The organism is Nonomuraea sp. B5E05, assembly GCF_039880665.1.
GTDB lineage: Bacteria > Actinomycetota > Actinomycetes > Streptosporangiales > Streptosporangiaceae > Nonomuraea.
In genome coordinates this window covers 1-23,744 of the sequence record NZ_JBDPMJ010000024.1, presented here as the reverse complement: position 1 = coordinate 23,744, position 23,744 = coordinate 1, and the positions used below count along the sequence as shown (strand labels likewise).

The 23,744-nt window shown below is 68.1% G+C and carries 24 protein-coding genes; 7 read left to right on the top strand and 17 right to left on the bottom strand.

What is annotated here, in order from left to right:
• Positions 1-20: 20 nt before the first annotated feature.
• Together ABGB01_RS34460 and ABGB01_RS34455 are read left to right on the top strand one after the other, a co-directional pair.
• On the top strand, positions 21-1,193 hold the full coding sequence (locus tag ABGB01_RS34460) for a GDSL-type esterase/lipase family protein (protein WP_347777764.1): 1,173 nt from the start codon (positions 21-23) through the stop codon (positions 1,191-1,193).
• A gap of 638 nt (positions 1,194-1,831) precedes the next feature.
• Entirely contained in the window at positions 1,832-2,263 is a 432-nt protein-coding gene (locus ABGB01_RS34455; protein ID WP_347777763.1) for a DUF4158 domain-containing protein, read from the top strand.
• A gap of 67 nt (positions 2,264-2,330) precedes the next feature.
• Here ABGB01_RS34455 and ABGB01_RS34450 read toward each other — a convergent pair whose 3' ends face one another.
• The 5 genes from ABGB01_RS34450 to dnaB form a co-directional block, all read right to left on the bottom strand.
• Entirely contained in the window at positions 2,331-3,170 is an 840-nt protein-coding gene (locus ABGB01_RS34450; RefSeq protein WP_347777762.1) for an NAD(P)H-binding protein, read from the bottom strand.
• 123 nt (positions 3,171-3,293) lie between these two features.
• On the bottom strand, positions 3,294-3,680 hold the full coding sequence (locus tag ABGB01_RS34445; RefSeq protein ID WP_347777761.1) for a DoxX family protein: 387 nt from the start codon (positions 3,678-3,680) through the stop codon (positions 3,294-3,296).
• 89 nt (positions 3,681-3,769) lie between these two features.
• Entirely contained in the window at positions 3,770-4,240 is a 471-nt protein-coding gene (locus tag ABGB01_RS34440) for a carboxymuconolactone decarboxylase family protein (protein WP_347777760.1), read from the bottom strand.
• Positions 4,241-4,325: 85 nt separating this feature from the next.
• Positions 4,326-5,207 carry a sigma-70 family RNA polymerase sigma factor gene (locus ABGB01_RS34435; RefSeq protein ID WP_347777759.1) on the bottom strand — a complete coding sequence of 294 codons (882 nt, stop codon included), beginning with the start codon at positions 5,205-5,207 and terminating at the stop codon, positions 4,326-4,328.
• Between the two features lie 269 nt (positions 5,208-5,476).
• Entirely contained in the window at positions 5,477-8,335 is a 2,859-nt protein-coding gene (gene dnaB / locus ABGB01_RS34430) for a replicative DNA helicase (RefSeq protein ID WP_347777758.1), read from the bottom strand.
• A 281-nt stretch (positions 8,336-8,616) separates the two neighbouring features.
• Here dnaB and ABGB01_RS34425 point away from each other — a divergent pair, with 281 nt between their 5' ends.
• On the top strand, positions 8,617-9,918 hold the full coding sequence (locus tag ABGB01_RS34425; RefSeq protein WP_347777757.1) for an MATE family efflux transporter: 1,302 nt from the start codon (positions 8,617-8,619) through the stop codon (positions 9,916-9,918).
• A gap of 61 nt (positions 9,919-9,979) precedes the next feature.
• The gene (locus ABGB01_RS34420; protein ID WP_347777756.1) at positions 9,980-11,452 is read left to right on the top strand and encodes an amino acid permease; all 1,473 of its coding nucleotides are present in this window, start codon (positions 9,980-9,982) and stop codon (positions 11,450-11,452) included.
• On the opposite strand, the gene ABGB01_RS34415 is transcribed toward ABGB01_RS34420, so the two are convergent.
• The 7 genes from ABGB01_RS34415 to rpsF form a co-directional block, all read right to left on the bottom strand.
• Positions 11,449-12,192: an amino acid ABC transporter ATP-binding protein gene (locus ABGB01_RS34415; RefSeq protein WP_347777755.1), complete on the bottom strand. Its 744-nt coding sequence runs from the start codon at positions 12,190-12,192 to the stop codon at positions 11,449-11,451. The genes ABGB01_RS34420 and ABGB01_RS34415 overlap by 4 nt on opposite strands.
• Positions 12,189-13,028, bottom strand: coding sequence for an amino acid ABC transporter permease (locus ABGB01_RS34410; protein WP_347777754.1), 840 nt, complete (start codon positions 13,026-13,028; stop codon positions 12,189-12,191). The genes ABGB01_RS34415 and ABGB01_RS34410 overlap by 4 nt, the downstream gene beginning before the upstream one ends.
• A gap of 7 nt (positions 13,029-13,035) precedes the next feature.
• Positions 13,036-13,887, bottom strand: a complete 852-nt coding sequence (locus tag ABGB01_RS34405) for an ABC transporter substrate-binding protein (protein ID WP_347777753.1) — start codon at positions 13,885-13,887, stop codon at positions 13,036-13,038.
• A 346-nt stretch (positions 13,888-14,233) separates the two neighbouring features.
• Positions 14,234-14,680: a 50S ribosomal protein L9 gene (gene rplI / locus ABGB01_RS34400; RefSeq protein ID WP_347622957.1), complete on the bottom strand. Its 447-nt coding sequence runs from the start codon at positions 14,678-14,680 to the stop codon at positions 14,234-14,236.
• Between the two features lie 14 nt (positions 14,681-14,694).
• Positions 14,695-14,931 (bottom strand): 30S ribosomal protein S18, encoded by a 237-nt coding sequence (gene rpsR, locus ABGB01_RS34395; RefSeq protein WP_020543048.1) that lies wholly within the window; start codon positions 14,929-14,931, stop codon positions 14,695-14,697.
• A 71-nt stretch (positions 14,932-15,002) separates the two neighbouring features.
• Positions 15,003-15,551 carry a single-stranded DNA-binding protein gene (locus ABGB01_RS34390; RefSeq protein ID WP_347777752.1) on the bottom strand — a complete coding sequence of 183 codons (549 nt, stop codon included), beginning with the start codon at positions 15,549-15,551 and terminating at the stop codon, positions 15,003-15,005.
• Positions 15,552-15,639: 88 nt separating this feature from the next.
• On the bottom strand, positions 15,640-15,930 hold the full coding sequence (gene rpsF, locus ABGB01_RS34385) for a 30S ribosomal protein S6 (protein WP_026214314.1): 291 nt from the start codon (positions 15,928-15,930) through the stop codon (positions 15,640-15,642).
• A 191-nt stretch (positions 15,931-16,121) separates the two neighbouring features.
• Here rpsF and ABGB01_RS34380 point away from each other — a divergent pair, with 191 nt between their 5' ends.
• The gene (locus tag ABGB01_RS34380) at positions 16,122-16,439 is read left to right on the top strand and encodes a hypothetical protein (RefSeq protein WP_347777751.1); all 318 of its coding nucleotides are present in this window, start codon (positions 16,122-16,124) and stop codon (positions 16,437-16,439) included.
• Positions 16,440-16,497: 58 nt separating this feature from the next.
• Here ABGB01_RS34380 and ABGB01_RS34375 read toward each other — a convergent pair whose 3' ends face one another.
• Positions 16,498-16,677, bottom strand: a complete 180-nt coding sequence (locus ABGB01_RS34375) for a hypothetical protein (protein WP_347777750.1) — start codon at positions 16,675-16,677, stop codon at positions 16,498-16,500.
• Between the two features lie 72 nt (positions 16,678-16,749).
• On the opposite strand from ABGB01_RS34375, the gene ABGB01_RS34370 reads away from it, so the two are divergent.
• Complete coding sequence (locus ABGB01_RS34370; protein ID WP_347777749.1) at positions 16,750-17,493, top strand: deoxyribonuclease IV; 744 nt, start codon at positions 16,750-16,752, stop codon at positions 17,491-17,493.
• Positions 17,494-17,556: 63 nt separating this feature from the next.
• Here the strand turns inward: ABGB01_RS34370 and ABGB01_RS34365 are convergent, their stop codons facing one another.
• The 4 genes from ABGB01_RS34365 to ABGB01_RS34350 all read right to left on the bottom strand — a co-directional run bounded on the left by ABGB01_RS34365 (position 17,557) and on the right by ABGB01_RS34350 (position 23,012).
• The gene (locus ABGB01_RS34365) at positions 17,557-18,621 is read right to left on the bottom strand and encodes a mannosyltransferase family protein (protein ID WP_347777748.1); all 1,065 of its coding nucleotides are present in this window, start codon (positions 18,619-18,621) and stop codon (positions 17,557-17,559) included.
• On the bottom strand, positions 18,618-19,940 hold the full coding sequence (locus tag ABGB01_RS34360; protein WP_347777747.1) for a glycosyltransferase 87 family protein: 1,323 nt from the start codon (positions 19,938-19,940) through the stop codon (positions 18,618-18,620). Before ABGB01_RS34360 ends, ABGB01_RS34365 begins: the two co-directional genes overlap by 4 nt.
• Positions 19,937-22,393 carry a transglycosylase domain-containing protein gene (locus ABGB01_RS34355; RefSeq protein ID WP_347777746.1) on the bottom strand — a complete coding sequence of 819 codons (2,457 nt, stop codon included), beginning with the start codon at positions 22,391-22,393 and terminating at the stop codon, positions 19,937-19,939. Before ABGB01_RS34355 ends, ABGB01_RS34360 begins: the two co-directional genes overlap by 4 nt.
• Positions 22,394-22,625: 232 nt before the next feature.
• Positions 22,626-23,012 (bottom strand): DUF5318 family protein, encoded by a 387-nt coding sequence (locus ABGB01_RS34350; protein ID WP_132597080.1) that lies wholly within the window; start codon positions 23,010-23,012, stop codon positions 22,626-22,628.
• Positions 23,013-23,146: 134 nt separating this feature from the next.
• Between ABGB01_RS34350 and ABGB01_RS34345 the strand changes: the two genes are divergently transcribed.
• Positions 23,147-23,731: a PadR family transcriptional regulator gene (locus ABGB01_RS34345; protein WP_132512827.1), complete on the top strand. Its 585-nt coding sequence runs from the start codon at positions 23,147-23,149 to the stop codon at positions 23,729-23,731.
• Positions 23,732-23,744: the final 13 nt, after the last annotated feature.

Below are 23,744 nucleotides of genomic sequence, written 5' to 3'. Positions count from 1 at the left end.
TTCCCAGAATGGTGGAGACAATGAGCACCGATTGGATCATCACGCCTGTCACCGCGGACCTGTTGCGCGGTTTCCTCGACGTGGAGACGACCGCGCACGGCCTGCTGCCGCATCGGCTGCCCGCCCGGGCGCGCCGGCAGATCCCCGACGACCGGCTGGCCATGGCCGAGGCGCAGCCCTCCGGCGTACGGCTGGCCCTCCGCACCCGCGCCACCACGATCGAACTGGACACCCTGCCCACCAAGCGGGTCTACCAAGGGTTCCCGCTCCCGGCCGACGGGGTGTACGACCTGCTGGTCGAGGGACACCTCGCCGCCCAGGCCACGGTGGCCGGCGGCCGAGTCCGTACGATCACCGACATGGTCACCCAGTCCGCCGAGGTGCAAGAGGGACCCGCCGGCACCGCCCGGTTCACCGATCTGCCGGCAGGTGACAAGGACGTCGAGATCTGGCTCCCGCACACGGAGATCACCGAGCTGATCGCCCTGCGCACCGACGCCCCCGTCGAACCGGCGCGAGACAGCGGGCGCAGGGTGTGGCTGCACCACGGCAGCTCCATCAGCCACGGCTCGAACGCCGCCCACCCGACCGCGACCTGGCCGGCCCTGGCAGCCGCCCGAGGCGAAGCGGAGCTGGTCAACCTGGGGTTCGGTGGCAGCGCGCTGCTGGACCCGTTCACCGCCCGCGCGATGCGCGACACCCCCGCCGACCTGATCAGCGTCAAGCTCGGCATCAACGTCGTCAACGGCGACGTGATGCGGCTGCGCGCCTTCACCCCCGCGGTCCACGGCTTCCTCGACACCATCCGCGAGGGGCATCCGACCACTCCGCTGCTGGTCGTCTCCCCCATCCTGTGCCCGGTCCAGGAGGACACCCCCGGCCCGCTCGCGCCCGACTACGACGGCGTGACCCTGCGGTTCAAGGCCACGGGCGACCCGGCCGAGCGCGCCGCCGGGCGCCTGACACTGAACGTCGTCCGCGACGAACTCGCGCGGATCGTCGAACAACGTACGGCCGACGACCCGAACCTGCACTACCTCGACGGCCGCGCCCTTTACGGCGAGAGCGACTACGCCGAATTCCCGCTGCCCGACGCGATCCACCCCGATCCCGCAGGGCACCGCCGCATCGGCGAGAACTTCGCGCGGCTGGTCTTCGGCGACGGCGGCCCCTTCGCCGCGAAGACCGGCTGACGGCACCGGCCCGGCCGCGCGGCCCTTTGGCGAGTGTAGGGACTCAGAGATCCTGGCCACCCGAGGAGCGCTGACCAGGTAAAACGGCCCGCGTCTCACGGCTAGGACATCGATGCTGTCTCAGCCGGACAGGCATTTCCTCGAAACTGGTGGCGATCGCCTGACGGTAATTGAGCATGACGGGATCATAGAGACCAGATCGACACACGTGGAAACTATTCGTTGTAGCCAGCTGTCAGGAGCGACCTTGTCCGGAAGCGGGGCCCGCCCTTATCTCGGGTTCTCAAGCGTAAGTAACAGCTGGTCAGCCGCTTCAAGGTCGTTAAGGGTCGGGTAGCCGGGGCACATTGCTGCGCCCCGGCTACCCGACCCTGCCGGTTCAGACGGACCCAGATAATCTCGCCACGTTGCCCTGGTTAGGGTTCGTGCCGGATGAGGTGAGCGCGGCGCCGCCGGTGGCGGTGGCCCGGCTGGCCGAGCGGCTCGGGATCGATCCGGACGTTCTGGCCGAGTACGGTAGCGGGAGCAGACACGCAGCGATCATCTTCGGTTGGTGGCCGGCTATCTGGGCTGGAAGAGCGCCCCGACTGGAAGCACCGCGATGAAGGAGCTGGAGCAGCTCCTTCATGGACCGGGCCATGGAGCACGACTCGCCGACACTGCTGTTCAACCTGGCCACCGAGTACCTGATGGCGGCCAAGACGATCCGGCCGGGCGTGACGACGCTGGCCAAGATGGTGGCCACCGCCCGAACCGGCGCCACCGCGCTGACCTGGGAGAAGGTCGCGCATCTGCTGACCGATCAGTTACGCGCGGATCTGGACCGGCTGCTGATGTACGACGCCGGACTGAAGATGACCCGGCTGGCCTGGCTGACCAAGGCGGCCACGGACGCCAGCGCGACCTCGGTCAGACCGTCATCGACAAGTTCCTCTACCTGCGCAACATGGACGCGCCGACACCCTGGACATGTCGGTCCTGGCCGATCCTTGGACGCCGCCGGGTCCCAGTTGGCTGAAAGGGTCGAGACGCACATCGAGCATGTCACCTACATCAACCGGCTTGAGTGACCGTGGACACCGCCGCCGGGCACGTCCCTCGGGACGTGCCCGGCGGCCGGCAGGTGCCGCCTGTCCGTCAGGCCGACGCCGTTCCGAAGGCGGCGGCGTGGTCGGCGACCCACTGCGCGTAGGTGAAGGGCGGTCGGCCGGTCACTTGTTCGACCGTCGGCAGGACCTCCGCGGTCTTGCCGACCCTTGCGGTGAGCGCGTCGACGTAATCGTCGATCCCCGGGGCGGGCATGCCGAGGCGGGCCATCTCGTCCCGCAACCAGTCCTCGGATTGCTCCTGCCACCGCAACGGCCGCCCGATGGTCTCCGCGATGATGCGCAGCCGATCGATCTGGGTCAGCGACTGCGGTCCGGTCACCGAGTACCCCTCGCCGGCACGCCCATCGAGGAGGCTGCGGACGGCGACCGCGGCGATATCGCGCGGGTCGACCGGGGCCGTCGCGGCGTCGCCGTACCGCCCGCGCACGACACCGCCGTCGATGATCTGGGATGCCCAGACCAGATCGTTGGTCGTGAACCCGTCAGGCCGCACGAAGGTCCACGGCAACCCGGACGCTTGGACGGATCGTTCGAGCCGCAGGTGCGCCTCACCGACCCAGCCGGGCACAGACCACGTGACGGATATCGAGGACAGCATCACGAGATGCCGCAGGCCGGCGTGCTTCGCCGCGTCGAGGAATCCGTTGACCCCCTGGAGAACGGGGAACAGGAAGGCCCGCTCGATGCCGGACAGGGCCTCCGTCAGGGTCTCCGGCTGGGTCAGGTTGCCGGTCGCGACTTCGACCTGGTCGGGGAACGCCCCGCCGCTGGGGTTGCGGGTGATGACGCGGACCTTCTCACCCTCCTCCAGGAGTTGGCGGACGACGTTGGAACCGACGTTTCCGCTGGCACCGGTTACCAGGATCACGGTGGAGATCTCCTTTAGTTTCGTTTTTTGTGTGCACCAACCCACGTCACCGACGACGAACCTCACACCCAGGGACGGCCTGCGGGGTCGGGGACTGCCGCCCCGACCCCGCACGCGAGGGCATCAGCCGATGAAGGACTCGGGGCCGAAGAAGCGGCCCCACGCCACGAAAGCGGCCAAGGCGAGATAGACCACGTCGCCCACGACCGTTGCTCTCTCGCCACGACGGAGGCGCGTGATGATCGCGCCAACAAACAGCAGCACCGCACCTGTAGCGGCCATCGGAACGAGAACCGGCGCGATGCCGAGTACGGCGGGCAGGATCAGTCCCACCGCGGCCAGGAACTCCAGGCCCCCGATGATCTTGAGAGCACCGGGGCTGAAGTCTTCGACCCATCGGGTTGCGGCGCCGAAGCTGGCCATCTTCTCCTTGGGCACGAACAGCTTGGCGCTGCTGACCAGCAAGGCGGCGGCCAGTAATCCGGCGACGATCCATAGTGCGATGTTCATGAGTTTGTCCTTGGCCCAATGTCGGGGGGTGACGAACGGACCCGGGGTCGTCCCGGGTCCGCCCGCGACCCTGAGGGGGAATGTCCGCGTCAGCCGAACTGACCGGGCTGGTACTCGCCGCCGGGCGTCCGCGTGATCACGTTCAGCCGGTTGAAGGCGTTGATCGTGCAGATCAGGGCCACCAGGGCCATCAGCTGATCCTCGTCGAAGTGCTTCGCCGCGTTCGCCCACGCCTCATCGGAGACGCCGCTGGAGTCGGCGAGGCGGGTGCCCTGCTCGGTGAGTTCCAGCGCCGCCCGCTCCGCCTCGGTATAGACGGTCGTCTCCCGCCATGCCCCGACCAAGTTGATCCGCACCATGCTCTCGCCGGCGGCCGCGGCGTCCTTGGTGTGCATGTCGAGGCAGCCGCCGCAGCCGTTGATCTGGCTGGCGCGGATCTTCACCAGCTCCTGCACCGCCTTCGGCAGTGCCGAGTCGGTGATGACCTTGTTCGACGAGATGATGTACTTGGCCCACTTCGACCCGACCTCGTTGACCATGGGGTTGATCCGGGTTTCCATCTCGATCTCCTTCGTCTTCGGATGCTTACACCCCTACGACGAAGCGCCCCGCCAAGACGTAACAACCCCATGCGACAGACGTGCGCTACTCGGGTCGCGCGGGCAGATTCATGGCGTCGAGGAGCTTGCGGTCGCTCACGGTCAGGAGCTCGACGATCCGGCCGTCGACCACGGTGCACCCCCCCACGCCGAGCACCTTGCCTTTCGCACCCCAGACCACGAACCCAGGCTCGCCGTTGACCAGAACCGCCAACACCGAGGTCATCGACCGCATGCCGCGCAGGACCGGACCGGCCACCTCGGCCGCCCCGACCGTGGTCAGCACGCCCTGCGGGTGGTACGTGCGCCAGGTCACCTGCGGATCGAGCAGCCGTACGAGCCCTTCGAAGTCCCCGTTCCGCGCCGCGGCAAGAAAAGCGTCGACCACGGCGCGCTGCCGCCGCGGCTCCTCCTCCGGCCGCGACGTGCCCTGCACCTTCCGGCGGGCCCGGCTGGCGAGCATCTTGGTCGCGTCGGCGGACCGGCCGATGATCTCGCCGATCTCAGCGAAGGGCACCGCGAACATGTCATGCAGGACGAACACCAGCCGTTCGGTGGGCGTGAGGGTGTCGAGCACCACCAGCAGTGCCAGCCCGACCGACTCGGCGAGCATCACGTCGTCCTCGGGCGCCGCCCCGCCGTCCACGGCCACCACCAGCTCGGGCAGCCGGTCTTCGTACGACAGCTCGGCCCGGTTCTTACGCGAGCGCAACACGTCGATGCAGACCCGGCCGACCACCGTGGTCAGCCAGCCGGCCAGGTTGTCGATCGCGGCCGCGTCCTGCCGCGCCAGCCGGATCCACGCCTCCTGCACCGCGTCCTCGGCGTCCACCCGCGACCCGAGCATCCGGTAGGCGACCGCCACCAGGCGCTCGCGCTGCTGTTCGAAGGCTCCCGCCAGTGCTTCGTGCGGACCTGATCCGGCCATGTTGTTACCTTCCTTGCGCGAACTCCGTCATGGTAATGACGGGCCCGAAGGCGCCGAGGTAACCGTTCGGCGCACATCGGCACGCTTTGCATTCGACAGCTGTGAAGGATCGCGGAGTGGCCGCCCTCATGTCACATCGATCTTCCCTCACGGGCATCAAGGTGACGTACAGGTTCAAACCCGTACACCACTCCCGTGGACGCTAACGCCAGACGGTGGCCTTGGCCACTGAGACTTGGCCAAGATCGATGAGAACCTACAGCGAACCGCTAGTGCTGGGCCATGTCGACGAACCGGCTGTAGTGGCCCTGGAACGCCACCGTCACGGTGGCGGTGGGGCCGTTACGGTGCTTGGCCACGATCAGGTCGGCCTCGCCCGCCCTGGGCGACTCACGCTCGTAAGCGTCCTCCCGATGCAAAAGGATCACCATGTCGGCATCCTGCTCGATAGAACCACTTTCGCGCAGATCGCTCACTTGAGGGCGTTTGTCGGTGCGTTGTTCGGGGCCTCGGTTGAGCTGGGAGATCGCGATGACGGGGACCTCGAGCTCCTTGGCAAGCAGCTTGATGGCACGGGAGATCTCGGAGACTTCGTTCTGGCGGCTCTCGACCCTCTTCGGCGAGCTCATCAGCTGGAGGTAGTCGATGACCACGAACCTCAGGTCGTTACGCTGCTTGAGCCGCCGGCACTTGGCCCGGATCTCCATCATCGACATGTTGGGCGAGTCGTCGATGAACAGCGGCGCCTCCGCCACCTCGCTCATCCGGCGGGCCAGGCGGGTCCAGTCGTCGTCGCCCATCATGCCGGAGCGCATGGCGTGCAGTGCCACGCGGGCCTCGGCGGACAGCAGGCGCATGGTGATCTCGTTACGGGACATCTCCAGCGAGAAGATGACCGTGGCCATCCCATGCTTAATAGCCGCAGACCGGGCGAAATCCAGACCGAGCGTGCTGTTGTGCGTCGGTATACATGATCTGCTCACAAGGTACATGTGGTCGGCGTTGTCCACTTCAACGCATCGGACGGGGCGCGATGGGACAGGGCGGACGTCGACGATGTAGCGGACCAGCGTGGTCGGGTGTGCGGCGCCGACCTGCCTGGACGCCTTGCGGGACAGCCGGAAGACCTTGTCAGGAGTGGTGAAGTTGATCATGTAGCAGGTGGAGGAGTCCTCGGTCCTGCCCTTGACCGGCTTCGTCCGCATGGTGGCCTTATAGCCGAGGCTCAGAATGAGCTCGAGGGCGTCATGGGCGAGCTTTCGGTTCGTCAGCGCGAGCTGGATCTGCCCGGCTGCGCTGACATAACCGTCAGTGTCGAGCAGGCCGGCCAGCAGTTCACGCCTCTGCTGCTCCGACCCACGCAGGTAGACCTGCGGGATGTGCTTGTCACGGAGGACTCCGAGCGTACGCAGAATGCCCTGAACGGTGCCATGACTCCTGTGGCACTCCTGACAACGTCGCAGGCCGCTCGTAGGCCTACCACAATCAGGACACGTCGGTGCCGCCACGGACGCCGCGACGAATCGCGCCTCGCCTCCACAGGTGCGGCCGCACGTGCGCACCTCGGCAGTCCGCGGGACGAACGTGGAACCGCACACCACGCAGGCACGGACGCCGGCGGGCTCCGGCTCGGGAAGACTCATGCGATAGGTGATGGTGGAGCCCGCTCGTGTGATGCGCAGCCCTTCGGCCCTCAGATTAGCGATGATCTCCGGGTCGGTCGTGGTGAAGCGTGCCGCCGCGCTCTCGCCGTCACCGAGCCAGACCCCGAGCGCGTACGGCGGCAGCGGCACCTCCTGTGGCGCGAGGTCGAAGGGCGCCGCGACCGCCACCGCGTGGTTGGGCCGGTTGTCAGACGCACAGCGCAACGAAGCCGCGATCTCCTCAGTGGTGACCACGCTCTTGTGCTCTGCCGTCAGGGCTGCGTTCTTCGGCGTCGTGACGCGTGCGTACAGGGCTCCGAAAAGCTCCGCCGCCGGATAGGCCGGGAGGTGTCGTACGTAGTCGGTGCGGATCGGCCCGCCCACGCGGGCAGGAATCTTGCCGACGGACCGGATCTCCTTCTGCACCGTGTGCAGGACGTGGCGGAATTCCTCCCCCACGAGCGCAAGCGCTTCGCGGTGAGTGACCGGCTTGTCAGGCTCGGTACAAGCCGACTGGCGGGCTTCTTCCACCCGCCGTACCGCTACGTCGGACCAGTAGAGAGCCCGGCCGGCGTGCGCGGCGCGCCTGGACGCGCGGGTGGTGGTGCGCCACTGATGCTGAGCGTCCGCGACGATCACGGTGCCGTCGCCGAACTCCACCTCATAGCACGGCCGGCCGTAGATGATGTCCGTTGCGGCGACCACCCGCGTCGGGCGTCCGTCGGCTCCGATCAGCTGATCGCCGACCTTGACCTCACCCATCGTCGTCCAGCCCGTAGGCGTGGGCAGCGGGGTGTCGAGCGCGAGCGCCTTTCCGATGGCCGGGCGGGCGGCCACGACGATCATCTGGCCGGGGTGGAGGCCGTTGGTGAGCTGGTCGAGGTCCTGGAAGCCGGTGGGCACGCCGACCATCTGGCCACCGCGGCTGCCGATGGCCTCCAGCTCGTCGAGGGCGCCGGGCATGATGTCGGCCAGTGGTGCGTAGTCCTCGGACGTGCGGCGCTCGGTGACCTTGTAGATCTCGGCCTGGGCGCGGTCGACGAGGTCGTCGACCTCTTCGTTCTGGCCGCCGTAGCCGTAGGAGACGATGCGGGTGCCGGCCTCGATGAGGCGGCGCAGGATGGCCTGCTCCCGGACGATCTTGGCGTAGTAGCCGGCGTTGGCGGCGGTGGGGACGACGGCCGTGAGGGTGTGGAGGTAGGCGGCGCCGCCGACCCTGGCCATCTCGCCGCGTTTTTGCAGCTCGTCGAAGACGGTGACCGCGTCGGCGGGCTCGCCCCGGCCGTAGAGGTCGGTGATGACGTCGTAGACCATCTGGTGCGCGGGGCGGTAGAAGTCGTCGGAACGCAGGATCTCGACGACGTCGGCGATGGCGTCTTTCGACAGGAGCATGCCGCCGAGCACCGACTGCTCCGCGTCGATGTTGTGCGGCGGGGTGCGCTCGAAGCCTGGACCTGCGCCACCGGTCTCTTCGTCAATGCTCACCGCGCCCCCTCGAACCTCGCAGGCGGTCGCACCACCCCCACTTGTAGTCGACCGGTCTGACAGTTTCGCGGAGTCACGGTCAGTCGGCAACGTGGCCTGTGGACAACCTTGTGGTCAAGCTGTGCACTATCGCCCCCAGCCTGTGAAAGGCCTGTGGACGGGGCTGGGGATAACTGTTTCGGGTTTCCGCAGAGGGCATCCTGAGCTGGGAAAAGACCGTCCACCGGCTGTGGAGGGAAGAAAGTTTCCCCGACATGCCGTGTAAGGCTCATAATGGACTAATGCCCATTACCTCCAGAGACCGGGAGATTCTGCGGCTGGCCGTGCCCGCGTTCGGCGCGCTGGTCGCCGAGCCGCTGTTCCTCCTGGCCGACTACGCCATCGTGGGACACGGCCTGGGCACCACGGCGGTCGGCGCGCTGGGCGTGGCGGGCGCGGTCCTCACCACGCTGGTCAACCTGTGCGTCTTCCTCGCCTACGGCACCACGGCCTCCGTGGCCCGGCAGACCGGCGCCGGCAACCACGACCGGGCGATGCGCAACGGCGTGGACGGGATCTGGCTGGCGCTGGGCATCGGCGTCGCGCTGATCGCCGTGTGCTGGCCGCTCGCGCCGGCCATCGTGGAGGTGTTCGGGGCGGCTCCTGGGCAGAGCGCGCAGGCGGTGACGTACCTGCGGATCAGCCTGCTCGGCGCGCCCGGAATGCTGGTCGTGCTGGCGGGCACGGGCGTGCTGCGCGGCCTGCAGGACACGGTCACGCCGCTGGTGGTGGCCGTGGGCTCGTTCGCGCTGAACGCGGCGCTCAACGCGTGGTTCGTGCTGGGGCTGGGGTGGGGCATCGCCGGGTCGGCCTGGGGCACCGTGCTCGCGCAGACGCTCGGCGCGGCCGTCTATCTCGTGGTGGTGGTCAGGGGCGCGCTGCGGCTCGGGACGGCGCTGACGCCCCGGCTCGAAGGGCTCAGGCAGGCGGGCACGGCCGGGTTCGCGCTGCTCATCCGTACGGCGTGCCTGCGAGTCGTGCTGCTCGTGGCCACCATGGTCGCCACCAGGATGGGCCAGGCCGAGTTGGCCGCGTTCGCCATCGCCACCCAGGTGTGGACGCTGCTCGCCTTCGCCCTCGACGCCATCGCCATCGCCGGGCAGGCCATCACGGGGCGCTCGCTCGGCGCGGGCGACGTCGCCGCGACCAGGGCCGCGACCAGGCGCATGGTCCAGTGGGGCACCTGGTCGGGCATCGTGCTCGGCGTTCTCGTCATCGCGGCGCGGCCGCTGCTGCCCGGGCTGTTCGACGCCGACCCCGCGGTCACCGCGCTGCTGCTGTCCGTCTTGTGGCCGGTGGCGTTGTTCCAGCCGGTGTGCGGGGTGGTGTTCGTGCTGGACGGCGTGCTGATCGGCGCGGGCGACCAGCGTTACCTCGCGTGGGCGGGGGTGTGGACGACGCTGGCCTACCTGCCTGCCGCCCTCCTCGCCGCCGGTTTCGGCGTGGTCGCTCTCTGGGGCGCGCTCGGTGTGTGGATGTTCGCGCGTCTGATCACCCTGGTACGCCGGGCCGCCGGCACCGCCTGGCTGGTGACCGGGGCGTGATCTGCTCGTGCTTGCCGTCGTCCACAGGGTGAGACATGGTGGGCTCCCTGAGGGGTGTTCCGTGTCCACGATTCTGCGACGACTGCCGCCTTCTGAGGCGACCGGGCTGCGCACAGGCGCCCGGCACAGCCTGGCCGAGGTCTACCGCCCGGCCGACCTCGTGGTGCTCGGTTTCGGGGTGATGATCGGCGCGGGCATCTTCAGCATCGCCGGTCGGCAGGCCGCCACCACGGCGGGTCCTGGCGTGATCCTCTCGTTCATGATCGCGGGCATCGCGTGCCTGCTCGCCTGCCTGTGCTACGCCGAGCTGGCCTCCACGATGCCGGCCTCCGGCAGCGCCTACACCTTCACGTACGTCATCTTCGGCGAGGTCTGGGCGTGGATCATCGGCTGGGCGCTGATCCTGGAACTGCAGTTCGCCGCGGCCGTGGTGGCCAGGGCGTGGGCCTCGATAACGGTCGGGGCCATCGCCGCCTTCGGCGTGCGCGTGCCGGACGCGGAGCTCGTGGGCGACGTGCTGGTGCTCGTGATCCTGCTCGTGCTCACCGGCATCGTCGCGCTCGGCGCGCGGGTGGGGCTGCGGGCACTGTGGATCATGGTGTCGGCCAAGCTGCTGGCCGTCGGGGCGGTCATCGTCGTCGGCCTGACCCAGGTCGACGTGGCGAACATCGGCGAGTTCCACGTACCGCCCAGGACGCTGCCGACCCCGCCCGCCACCGTGCTGGAGATCATGGTCGGGCAGAGCCAGGCGTTCGGCTGGTTCGGCATCTTCGCGGCGGCCTCGGCCATCGCGTTCGCGTACATCGGGTTCGACGTGCTCGCCACCGCGGCCGAGGAGACCGTGAACGCCTCCAGGGCCGTGCCCAAAGGCATGATCCGCAGCCTGGTGCTCACCACGGTGATCTACCTCGCGGTCGCCCTGGTCATGGTGGGCATGGTCTCGTACACGCGGATCTCGGTGGAGGCGCCGCTGTCCAGCGCGTTCCGTGCGGCGGGCGTCGACTGGATGGTGCACGTCATCGACGTGGGCGCGGTGCTGGGCCTGACGACCGTGATCCTGGTGCTGATCGTGGGGCAGACCCGGGTGCTGTTCTCGATGGCCCGCGACGGGCTGATCCCCCGGAGCCTGGCGTCCGTCAGCCGCCGCTACCACACGCCCACCAGGGTGACGTTGCTGATCGGCTTCGTGGCGATCATGCTGGCCGAGTTCGTACCGGTGCTCACGATGCAGGAGCTCGTGGTGATCGGCGCGCTGTTCGCGTTCCTGTTCGTCTCGGCGGGGGCGATCGTGATGCGACGGCGCATGCCCGGCCTGGAGCGCGGATTCCAGGTGCCGCTCTCGCCGCTGCTGCCCGCGCTCTCCGTGGTGGCCACCCTCTGGCTCATGGTCAACCTGCGTTTGCTGACCTGGGCGTGGTTCGTCCTGTGGATGGCCTTCGGCCTGCTGGTCTACCTCGTGTACGGCCGCCGCCACAGCCTGCTGGCCCGGCCCCGCGACCCGGTCGAACCGCCCCGCGGGCGGCACCGGCGCTAGAACCGTCCCGATTCGAGCACGCTGCGCAGGAACTCCCTGGTGCGCGCGTTCTCCGGTTCGGTGAAGATCTTCTCGGGCGGCCCCTTCTCCAGCAGCACACCCCCGTCGAGGAAGCACACCGTGTCCGAGATGTCGCGGCAGAAGCCCATCTCGTGGGTGGTGAGGACCATCGTCATGCCCGACTCCTTGAGCTCCCTGATGATCCCCAGCACCTCGACCACCAGCTCGGGGTCGAGCGCCGAGGTGACCTCGTCGAGCAACATCAGTCGCGGCTGGGTGGCCAGCGCCCTGATGATGGCCACCCGCTGCTGCTGGCCGCCGGAGAGCTGGTCGGGGTAGGCGCGCGCCTTGTCCGCCAGCCCGAACCTGGCCAGCAGGTCGTGCGCCTGCCCCTCCGCCTGCCCCTTCGCCACCCGGTGCACCTGCCGGGGCGCCAGCGTGACGTTGTCCAGCACGGTCATGTGCGGGAACAGGTTGAACGCCTGGAACACGATGCCCAGCCGCTTGCGCACGTCGTCGACGTTCGCGCGGGGATCGGTGATCTCCTCTCCGTCGAGGTGGATCGTGCCGTCGTCCACGGTCTCCAGCAGGTTGACGCAGCGCAGCAACGTGGACTTGCCCGAGCCCGACGCGCCGATCAGGCTCACCACCTCGTGCGGCTGCACGTCCAGGTCGATGCCGCGCAGCACGCCGTGCCCGCCGAAGAACTTCCACACCCCGTCGATCGAAAGGACGCTCATGCGCCACGCCTCCTGCGCGTACGGGCGGCCAGATGGTCGGTGAACCTGGCCATGGGGATGGTGAGCAGGATGAACAGCAGCGCGGCGGCGAGATAGGGCGTGTAGTTGAACGTGCTGGCCGCGTGGATCTGCGCCTGCCGCAGGGCCTCCAGCGGTCCGATGGTGGCCACCAGCGCCGTGTCCTTCTGCAGCGAGACGAAGTCGTTCAGCAGCGGCGGCACCACCCTGCGGGTGGCCTGCGGCAGCACCACGAAACGCATGGTCCTGCCGTGGCTCAGCCCGAGCGAGCGGGCCGCGGCCACCTGGCTGGGATGGATCGACTCGATGCCGGAGCGGAACACCTCGGCCACGTACGCGCCGTAGGAGAGGGTCAGCGCGATGATGCCCAGCGTGGCCAGGTCGGTGGGAATGCCCTGCAGGTTAAGGGCGGGCAGCCCGAACCCCACCAGGTAAATCACCAAAATCGTCGGCACGCCGCGGAAGATGTCGGTGTACAGCGTGGCCAGCGCCCGGATCGGGAAGAACGCGGGCGTCCTGATGCCCCTGGCCAGCGCCACCAGCAGCCCCACGATCAGGATCAGCGGCTCGGCGATCAGAAAGATCTTGATGTTGAGCAGGAACCCGCTCAGCACGTCGGGCAGCGCCTCGCGGAACTGGCCGAAGTCGAAGAACGTCTCCTCCACCCGCGGCCAGCCCGGCGAGCTGGTGACGATCCACGCCACCAGGACGACGAAGACGACCGTCGAAGCCGTCGCGATGGAGGCCGTGCGACGGCCCCGCGACCTGCGGAACCGCTCGCGCTCGGCCTGCCGCTCCGACTTGACCCACTCGCTCACCGAGAGATCACTTCAGCTCGGGCGCGCCCGCCGCCGAGCCGAGCCACTGCTGCTCGATCTTGGCCAGCTCACCCTTCGACTTCAGCGCGTCCACCGCCTTGTCGACGCAGGACTTGAGCGCGCTGCCCTTCTCCATGACCAGCCCGAACTCCTCCGGCGTGCCGCCCGTCGAGCTGAACTGGCCCACGATCTTCGAGTTGTCCACCTGCGCGGCCGTCACGTAGAACGCCGTCGGCAGGTCGACGACGATCGCGTCGACCTGCTTGTTCTTCAGCGCGTTCACGGCATCGACCTGCTCGTTGTAGACGTTGGGGTCCTTGCCGGGCTGGATGACGCTCTTGACCGCCTCGAGCGAGGTCGTCCCCACCTGCACGCCGATCTTCGCGTCCTTCAGCTCGGCCAGGCTCTTCGCCCCGGCCACCTTGCCCCCGTCGACCGCCACGACGGCCTGCTTGACCGTGTAGTAGCCGTTGCTGAAGTCGACCGCCTTGGCCCGGTCAGGCGTGATCGAGACCTGGTTGATGTCGAAGTCGAACTGCTTCTTCCCCGGAGCGTAGGCCGAGTCGAACTTGACCGTGCTCCACTGCACTTCGGTGCGGTCGAAGCCGAGCTCACCCGCCACGGCGAACGCCACCGCGCTCTCGAAACCCTGCCCGTTGTTCGGGTCGTCGTCCTTGAACCACGGCTCGTAGGCCGGCTTGTCGGTGCCGACGGTCAGCTTGCCGGGGGTGACGAGCTGGAGTTGCTCCTTGGCACACGCGGTGGACCCGGTCGGGGCGGCCGTGGTGGCCGTGTCGTCGACGGGTGCGCAACCAACGACCGCCACCGCGAACGCGAGCAGCATCAAGGGACGGGCCATGGCCGAGCCTCCAGGGGGACGTGCGAAAGAACGACGGCATTCTACGCTGCCCTAATAGGTAATATCGTTCACGGGTGCCCCTTTCGCCACGGCCACCGGGCAGCGTGGGCTCGCGTCACGGCGCTCAGCCGGTGATGGGTCAGAGGCCGTTTCCTGGAAGGTCCTCAGCCGAAGTGCGGCGGGTGGCGAACCACGGCAGCGCGTAACAGAAACGGCAGCGCGTAACAGAAGAAGGCAGCACTCCGCACGGCGGGTGGCGGGCGTAACGGATGGAGACAAGACCTCGTATGGCCGGGCTCGCCGCAAAAAAGAAGGCCCCCGCACGGAGCGGGGGCCTTCGAGCAGGTCAGCCTGCGACGACCTCGACGTCGATCGAGGCGGACACCTCGGGGTGCAGCTTGACGGTGACCTTGTGCGAGCCGACGCTCTTGATCGCGTTGACGATCTCGATGCGGCGGCGGTCGACGATCGGGCCGCCGGCGGCCTTGACGGCCTCGGCGATGTCGCCCGTCGTGATCGAGCCGAACAGTCGGCCGGACTCGCCGGCGCGGGTGGCCAGGCGCACGCGCAGGGCGCCGAGCTGGCCGGCGACCTCCTTGGCGGTGCCGAGGTCGCGGATCTCGCGAGCGTCGCGGGCCTTCCTGATGGTCTCGATCTGCTTCTCGGCGCCGCGCGTCCAGCGCATGGCGTAGCCGCGCGGGATGAGGTAGTTACGGCCGTAGCCGTCCTTCACCTCGACGACGTCGCCAGGGGTGCCGAGGCCGGAGACCTCGTTGGTGAGGATGAGCTTCATGTCGACATGCCTCCTTAGCGCGCCGTGCTCGTGTAAGGCAGCAGGGCCACCTCACGGGCGTTCTTGATCGCGGTCGCCACGTCGCGCTGGTGCTGGGTGCAGTTGCCCGTCACCCGGCGGGCACGGATCTTGCCGCGGTCGGAGATGAACTTCCGCAGCAGCGCCGTGTCCTTGTAGTCGACGTAGGAGATCTTGTCATGGCAGAACAGGCAAACCTTCTTCTTGGGCTTGCGCAGTGCCGGCTTGGCCATCGTGGTGCTCCTCTCAGAGCCCCGCACCAGGGCGGGAATGGACAGTCATCCGCTTGCGCGGATCTTGGGTGTTAGAAAGGCGGTTCGTCGCTGAAGTCGTTGCCGCCGCCGCCGAAGCCGCCACCGCCGCCCTGCTGGCCGCCTCCGCCGCCGAAGCCGCCACCGCCGCCGCCGCCCTGGGGCGGGGCGGGCGTCGCGGAGGCCCACGGGTCGTCGGCCGGGCCGCCGAAGCCGCCGCCGCCACCACCCTGGCGGGAGGTGCGGTTGACCTTGGCGGTGGCGTTGCGCAGAGACGGGCCGACCTCGTCGACCTCGACCTCGTAGACCGTGCGCTTCTCGCCTTCCTTGGTCTCGTAGGACCGCTGCTTGAGCCGCCCCTGCACGATGACCCGCATGCCGCGCTGGAGGCTCTCGGCGGCGTTCTCCGCCGCCTGCCGCCACACGTTGCAGGTCAGGAAGAGGCTCTCGCCGTCTTTCCACTCGTTGGTCTGGCGATCCATGAACCGCGGAGTGGATGCGATGCGGAATCGAGCCACCGCTTGCCCCGTCGGGGTGAAGCGCAGCTCCGGGTCGTCGACAAGGTTGCCGACAAGGGTGATTACGGTGTCGCCTGCTGCCATGGCTAGCGCTCGCCTTCCTGCACGCCTTCGCTTGGGTTTCGGCTCAGACTACGGTCCCGGCCCGACAGAATGCCGGGCACGAGCTTGCTCAGTGCACGTCGGGACGCAGGACCTTGGTGCGGAGGATGCCCTCGTTGAGGTTCATCTGCCGGTCGAGCTCCTTGACCGTCGCGGGCTCCGCGGACAGGTCGATGACGGCGTAGATGCCTTCGGACTTCTTGTCGATGTCGTAGGCGAGACGGCGACGGCCCCAGACGTCGACCTTCTCCACGGTGCCGCCGTCGTTGCGGACCACGGTGAGGAACTGGTCGAGGGACGGCGCGACGGTGCGCTCATCGAGCGAAGGGTCCAGAATGACCATTACTTCGTAACGACGCATGCGGGACTCCAACCTCCTCTGGACTCTTGCGGTCACGACACTCTGCCGTGACAGGAGGACGCTGACGTCTGAGCCCTGGCGCCCCTTTCGGCGCCCGGGGGTGATGGGTCAACCATCACAACGCAGCGTGCCCAAGGTTACCAGCCTCGACAAGGTGGGAAAGCCTTTAGGAAACCGAGGGGGTGGTGGTTGTGCCACATGTGCTTCAGCCCTCCGAACAGGAGCGGTTCCGTATCACGCTCAACAGCGACGGACGTTCGCACCCGCTGGAGAACACGCTGGCCGTCGTCACACTGGTCTGCGGCGTGGTGGCGTTCGTGGCGACGTTCTGGGCCTCCGCGCACATGATCGCGTCCTGGTTCGGCACGCTGGGGTTCGGCGTCGGTCTCTACTCTCAGTACATCTCGGCGACCACGCCGCAGCGCGCGCTGAACGTCGTCGGGCTCGTGGGTTCGTTCGTGGGCGCCGCGCTCGGCATCGCCCACGGCGGCTTCCTTCCCTATCCGTGAGCCCTTCGCCAGAGCAACGGCCCCGGCGTCCCTGGCCGGGGCCGTCATTCATGCGGCCTTATCCGCTGATGTTCAGGTCTATCCCGAGCAACACCAGGAACCAGAGGAAGACGGAGAGCAGCGCCTCGGCGAGGTCCTTGAGGAGTCCTGGGGTGATGTAGTCGTAGACCCATGCGACGTAGATGCCGATGACCACGTAGATCAAGATGATCAGCGCTCGTAAGCGCCAGCGGCTCATGGTTTCTCCTCGGATCGGGGGTGCCAGGCGACTTCCCCGGCGCGCCCTGGTCAAACGGATAAGCTCGGTGACATGGTGCGCATCGGAGCTCACGTCGACCAGGACGACCCCGCCGCTCACGCCGAGGAGGTGGGGGCCGAGGTGGTGCAGTTCTTCCTCGGCGACCCCCAGGGCTACAAGAAGCCCGTGCTGCCCGCCAAACCGGTCGAGGGCGTCGACATCTACATCCACGCCCCCTACCTCGTCAACGTGGCCACCACCAACAACCGCATCAGGATACCGAGCCGCAAGCTGCTGCAGCAGCACCTCACGGCGGCCGCGGGCATCGGCGCAAAGGGCCTGATCGTGCACGGCGGCCACGTCGGCAAGGACGACGACCCCCAGGCCGGGTTCGACAACTGGCGCAAGGTGTTCGAGCGCATGGAGTGCCCCATCCCCGTGCTGATCGAGAACACCGCGGGCGGCGGCAACGCGATGGCGCGCAAGCTGGAGCGCATCGCCCGGCTGTGGGACGCGCTCGACGGGTTCGACGTGGGCTTCTGCCTCGACACCTGCCACGCCCACGCGGGCGGCGAAGAGCTGGTCGACCTGGTCGACCGGGTCAAGGCCATCACCGGCCGGATCGACCTGGTCCACTGCAACGACTCCCGCGACGCCTTCGACTCCGGCGCCGACCGCCACGCCAACCTGGGCAAGGGGAAGATCGACCCCGAGCTGATCCTGGCGGTTTGCCGGGCGGCCGCGGCGCCCGTCGTGGTGGAGACGCCGGCCGAGGGCCAGGCCGACGACATCGCCTTCCTGAGAAAGAACCTCTAGGGAAAACACACAGCCTGTGGATAACTTCCCTGGATTACCGAGGAAGGAAAGGGGGTAGAAAGATCAGCCCGCCCACGCGCCATCGAGGAACCGGGCGGCGTTGACCAGCATGAGCGGCCCCGAGATCAGGGCATAGAGGGCCAGCACCCACGCCTTCCTGGTCATCACCTTGGCGACCAGCACCCACACGGGAAACCACAGCAGCAGCGAGCGCGGGATCGACAGATAGTACGCCGACGTCATCAGCGCCGCCGCCTGCGCCCCCGTGTAGACCAGCTCGCTCCACCGGCGCAGCACGAGCAGCCAGACCAGCGCCGCGACCGCCACCACGGCCCCCACGATCTCCATTCTGAAGGCCACCGCGAAGTCGTCGGCGCCCATGGCGGAGTGCCAGGTCGTCCGCCAGGCCTCCCACGGCCACACGAAGTCGCGCCCCCACCCTGCCTCCTGCGCGTGCTTCCAGGCCAGCCAGTCACCCGTCCTGCTGTAGTGGTAGGACGAGTACGCCACCAGCGGGACGAAGGGCACCACCAGCCACCCGGCCCGGCGTGGCGTCTCCTTCTTCGTGACGAACTCCACGATGAGGGCGACCGCCAGGAACAACCCGGTGATCCGCACGCATGAGGCGCCCGCGGCCAGCAGCGCCGCCGCAGGCCAGCGTCCCTGCCTGGCGGCCAGCCACGCGGGGATGGCGAAGGCCAGGAAGAGCGACTCGCTGTAGCCCGCGGCCAGGAACACCGCCATCGGGAAGAGCAGCAGCGCCAGCACCGCCATCCAGCCCGAGGCGCCCTCGAACTCGGTCAGCCGGGCCAGCGCCATCATGGCGACCGCCCCGGCGGCCAGCGAGACCAGCAGCCCGGCCGCCGCCCAGTCGGGTACGACCAGGTAGACCATGCGCAGCGCCGCGGGCAGTCCGGGGAAGAACGCGGGCAGCCCTTCGTCCACCGGCTTGCCCGGCTCGCCGTCGTAGCCGTACTGGGCGATCGTGATGAACAGCGTGGCATCCCACTTGCGCCACTTGTCCAGATATTCGCCCAGTGTCACGCCGAGCACGGTCGCCAGCAGCAGCCCCGCCCGCGAGCCGCACCAGAGCAGCAGCGCGTCCCGGCCGGACGAGCGTGTGATCATCGGGCGATGGACGCCAGGGTGAAGCGGTCACGCGCGTCGGCGAACACGCCGCCCGCCTGGTCGTCGAGCCCGGCCTGCCGCACCACGTCCTTGTCGGGGCGCAGGATGTCGCGCACCACGAACGCCATCATGATGCCGATCGTGATGATCCGCCCCCAGACGGCGGTGAAGTACGTGTCGTCGCCGATGCCCAGGTCGTCCCTGCTGAGCGGCGGCTGCGCGAGCAGGTAGAGCCAGATGGCGACGAAGTACCACACCTCGGCGAGCTGCCACAACGCCAGCGGCTTCCAGTTGGGCCTGGCCAGCACGGCGAACGGCACCAGCCAGAGCACGAACTGCGGCGACCACACCTTGTTCGTCATCATGAACGCGGCCAGCGCCAGGAAGCAGATCTGCGCCAGCCTCGGCCGGCGCGGCGCGGCCAGCGTGAGCACGGCGATGCCGAGGCACAGGACGGCCAGCGACGCCATGCCGAGCGTGCTGACGTCGGCCTCGCCAAGGACCGGCCAGCCCTTGTTCTGGAAGAACAACCACGGCGAGCCCCAGTCGACGCCGCGTTCCTGGGAGAAGACGTAGAACCGGCGCCAGCCGTCCCACGCGAGGACCATGAAGGGCAGGTTGACCACCAGCCACGCGCCGGCGGTCGAGCCCATGGTGACCAGGAACGGCCGCCATCGCCCCGTACGCCAGGTGAGCAGGAACAACGCGCCCACGAACATCAGCGGATAGAACTTCGTGGCGATCGCAAGCCCGAGCAGCACCCCGGCCAGCACCTGACGCTTGCGTGCCCAGGCCAGCAGCATGCCCATGGACAACGCGCCCGCGATGAGGTCCCAGTTGATGTACGCGGCCAGCACCACGGCCGGCGCGACGGCGTACCAGAGCGGGTCCCACCGCCGTGTGGGCCCGGCCACCGCGGCCATCAGCAGCACGCCGGCCACGAGGGAGACGCCGAGCAGGATGACCGTCAGGTCGTAGAACCTGACCGCCTGCGCGACCTGGTCGGGCTCCAGCCACCGGACGATCCAGCTGAACGCCTGCATGACCTCACCCAGCACCACCGGGTATTCGACCTGCTTGTCGAACGGCACATCGGCGAAGTAGGGGTTCTGGGTGGCCAGCTGCCTGTCGAAGTAGAGCGGGTAGATGTCGGTGTAGCAGAAGTTGGTGTACGTCGAGATCTGGTCGTTCCAGCCGCCGGTGCGGCACGGCAACCGGACGACGTACGCGAGAGACGCCCCCAGGGCCGCGAACAGCCCCAGGGGAAGGTACGGGATGGCGCGAGCCACCAGCGGCACGCGCACCTCCGTGCTCGTCATTGACCCTCGAGCCTGCCGTTGACCGGCCCCGGGCCCGCGGCTCTCCTGTCGGGCCCGTGGTCGCCGCCCGCGACGTTCGGGTCGTCGATCTCGGGGAACCCGTCGTCGGCCGGCGGCGGATCGTCGATGGTGGGCTCGTCGCCGGTGTCGCCGTCGCAGCCGATGAGGCAGTCGGGATCGTCGCCGGTCTCGTCGTCGAAGGGGTTCTCACCGTCGTCGAACGGGTTGTCCGGCGTCTTCGTCGGCGTGGGCGTCGGGCTCGGCACGATGTTCTCCGGCGTGCCGATCTCGGCCTTCTCGGGGAACTCCTCGACCGGCTTGCCCTCGTGCGCGGCCAGCATGAACCGCTGCCAGGCGATCGTGGGCGGACCCGCGCCCTCGAAGCCCAGGGACACCTCGTACGGCCTGGTGTACGGGTTGTTGACGTCGTACTTCTTGCTCGCCTTGCCCTTGGGCGTGATGGGGCAGTTGGAGTGGAGCGGCGCGACGACCTTGCCGCTCTTCGTCCTGCACTCCTCGCGGTAGAACCCGACGGCGGTGGAGATCTGCGGCGTGTAGCCGACGAACCAGGCGCCGTTCTCGTCGTTGTTGGTGCCGGTCTTGCCGGCGGCCGGCCTGTTGCCCAGGCCCTTGCCCGACGCGGTGCCGCTGCGCAGCACCTCCGCCATGGCGACGGTGGAGTCGGCGGCCACTCCGGGGTCGATGACCGACTTGGTGAGCTGCTGCTCGGGGTAGGCGACCTGGCCGTTCTGCTCGACCTTCTGCACGACGTGGTAGCGGGTGTATTTCCCGCCGTTGGCGAAGATGGAGTAGCCGGCGGCCTGCTCGACCGGCGTCACCGGGGCGCTGCCGATGGCGAACTGGTACTGGTGCTCCTCGATATCAGCTGTCATAACCTTCTCGTTGAACCCGGCCGCCACGACGAGGTTCTTCACGTCGTCGAGCTGGTTGGGCAGCGCATACGCCATGGAGACGAAGGCGGTGTTGACCGACTGGGCGGTCGCCTTGACCACGTCGACGGCCCTGCCGACGTTGTGGCTGTTGGTGATGCCGCCCTTCTGCTGCCCCGGCAGCTCCTTCGGCACGGTCTCGTTGCCCGGCACGTAGCTGCTGAGCGATTTGCCGGCCTGCAGCCAGGCAGCCAGCACGTACGGCTTGAACGCCGACGCGGCCTGCTTCTTCGACTCGAAGGCTTCGTTCCACGGGTCGTTGACGTAGTTGTCGCCGCCGTAGAAGGCGATGACGCGGCCGTTCTTCGGGTTGACCGCCGCCAGGCCGCCGTGGAACTCCTTCGACATGCCCTGCATCGTGGTCTTCATGGCCTGCCGGGCGGCCTTCATCAGTTTCCTGTCGAAGGTCGAGGTGATCTTGTAGCCGCCGCTCTCGACCTCGTCGCGGGTCAGGCCGCGCGCCTCCAGCTCGTTCAGCACCTGCCGCACCATGTAGCCCCTGTCACCGCCCAGGGAGTTGCTGCTGGTGCTCTTCCTCGTCTTGGGGAACTTCGCGGTCTGCGGGAGCTGGCCGTATTTCTCGGGCCAGAGCTCGGCCATCCTCTTGATGGTCTCGTTGAAGCGATATTTCAGCGCCGGGGAGTCGGGTTCCCAGGCCGGCTGCTGGATCCGCGCGGCGAGGTAGGCGCCCTGCGCGGCGGACAACTTCGCGGCGGTCATCTTCTTGCCGAAGTAGGCCCGCGCCGCGGCCTCTACGCCGTACGCACGGCCGAAGTTGACGGTGTTGAGGTAGTTTTCCAGGATCTGGTCCTTGGTCAGCTGGTCGTCGAGCTTGACCGCGACGAAGATCTCCTTGATCTTTCGTTCGATGGACACTTCCTGGCTGAGGCCGTCGTAGTAACCGCGGGCCATCTGCTGGGTGATGGTCGAGGCGCCCTGCAGCTGCTGCCCGGTCACGGTCATGTACAGCGAACGCGCCATGCCGGAGAAGGAGATGCCGGAGTCCTCGTAGAACGTGTCGTTCTCGATGGCGATCGCGGCGTCCTTGACGCTGTCGGCCATCTCGTTGATCTTGACGCTCTCGCGCGGCATGCCCAGCCTGGCGATCTCGGTCTTGCCGTCGTTGTAGTAGATGGTGCTCTGCTGCGCGGTCGCCTCGGCCTGCACGGTCGTCGGCACCGGCGTGTTGGCGTACGCCACCATGACCATGCCGAACATGCCGGCCGCGAGCACCACGACGCCGGCCACGACGAGCTTCCAGCTCGGCACGAACCTGCGCCAGCCGCCCCGGCCGCCGCCGCCCTTCTTGACGGGCGGTCCTGGGGGCTCGGGCGGGCCGCCCTGCCCCCTTCTGCGGCGCCGCGGCGCGTCGCTGACCATGGTCTCCTGGTTACCGAGCGTGCGCGACTCCTCGCGCGAGCGGGAGCGCGGCGGCGGCTGGTCGCCGCGCTCGCCCGCCGGGTCGCCGCGTCGGGGAGGCTCGTCGTACGGCTGTGCGGCCATGGCCCCGGTCTGCTCGTACGCCGCCTCGGGACGTCGAGCCTCCGGCGCCTCGCCCCAGCCGGGTCCGCCGGTTTGGCGAGAGGAACCTTGGGGCACAGAACGGGATGAGCTGGAGCGACGGCGCCTTCCTTGGCGTGCCGTCCCCTCATTCATGCTGTTACTCACACGTCCTCGCAACGTCGTCGGAACTGAAACGGCGGTAGGGCGTGAGGCTCCTCGCCGCCCTCGGTCTTCACGCTTGGCCGACGAGGTCAGGCGGTCCGTTCCCGAGTACGTACGAAACCGTCAAGTGGTTCCAGGAACAACCTTGGCAGACCTCGACAACGTACACCCGGAACTCATCGTAATCATGAGCCATGGCGATGAGCTCTGATGTGACTTTTGCCTGGCCGGCATGGCGCCCGAGGCACTCACCGTAGACATAAGTCACATTGGTGACGTTCTCCCTTTCGCAGACCGGGCAGAGACGTTCGGTCGGCTCGCCGAAGTGGCGTGCCGCGCGAAGGAGGTAGGGCTGTGCGTCACAGACGTCACCGCGCGAAGCTCGCCCGGAACGCAGGGAACGGACTGCCGCTCTCTTCGCGAGACCGTAATCCACCACCCTTCGCTGTGACCACATGAGCGCCAGACTACGGCGTTTTGCGTGTCCATCCCAACGACTCCGCTGATTCATAGATTGCGGCGATATAGCGCCACGACGTATCCTCAAGATGTATCGGCTCGATACATCGACACGAGAGGGGGGCGGTTCCCATGGCCAGCGGACAGGGCAGAGTCTTGGAACTGGCCGTGCTCGGGTCGCTGCACGAAACGCCGCTACACGGCTACGAGCTGCGCAAACGGCTCAACGCCCTGCTGGGGATGTTCCGTGCGTTCTCCTACGGGTCGCTGTACCCCTGTCTGCGATCACTTCTGGCTCAGGGCCTCATCGCGGAGGAGCAGCCCGCTCCCGCCACGATCGTCGGCGGCCGGTCGAAGATCGTCTACAAACTGACCGCCGAGGGCAAGGAACGCCTTCAGGACATGCTCACCCAGGCAGGTCCTTCCGCATGGGAGGACGAGAGTTTCGGTGTGCATTTCGCTTTTTTCCGGCACACCGAGGCCGAAGTCCGTCTGCGCATTCTCGAAGGCCGCCGCAGCCGGCTGGAGGAGCGGCTCGACGCAGTGCGCACGGCGCTGGCGCGCACCAGGGAACGCCTCGACAGCTACACGCTCGAGCTGCAACGTCACGGGCTCGAGTCGGTCGAGCGCGAGGTGCGCTGGCTCAACGAGCTGATCGCAACGGAGCGCCGGGCCTCGGAAGAGCCCGGAAGAGACACCACGTCAACTGATGAGTAAGGGAGCGAGTGCG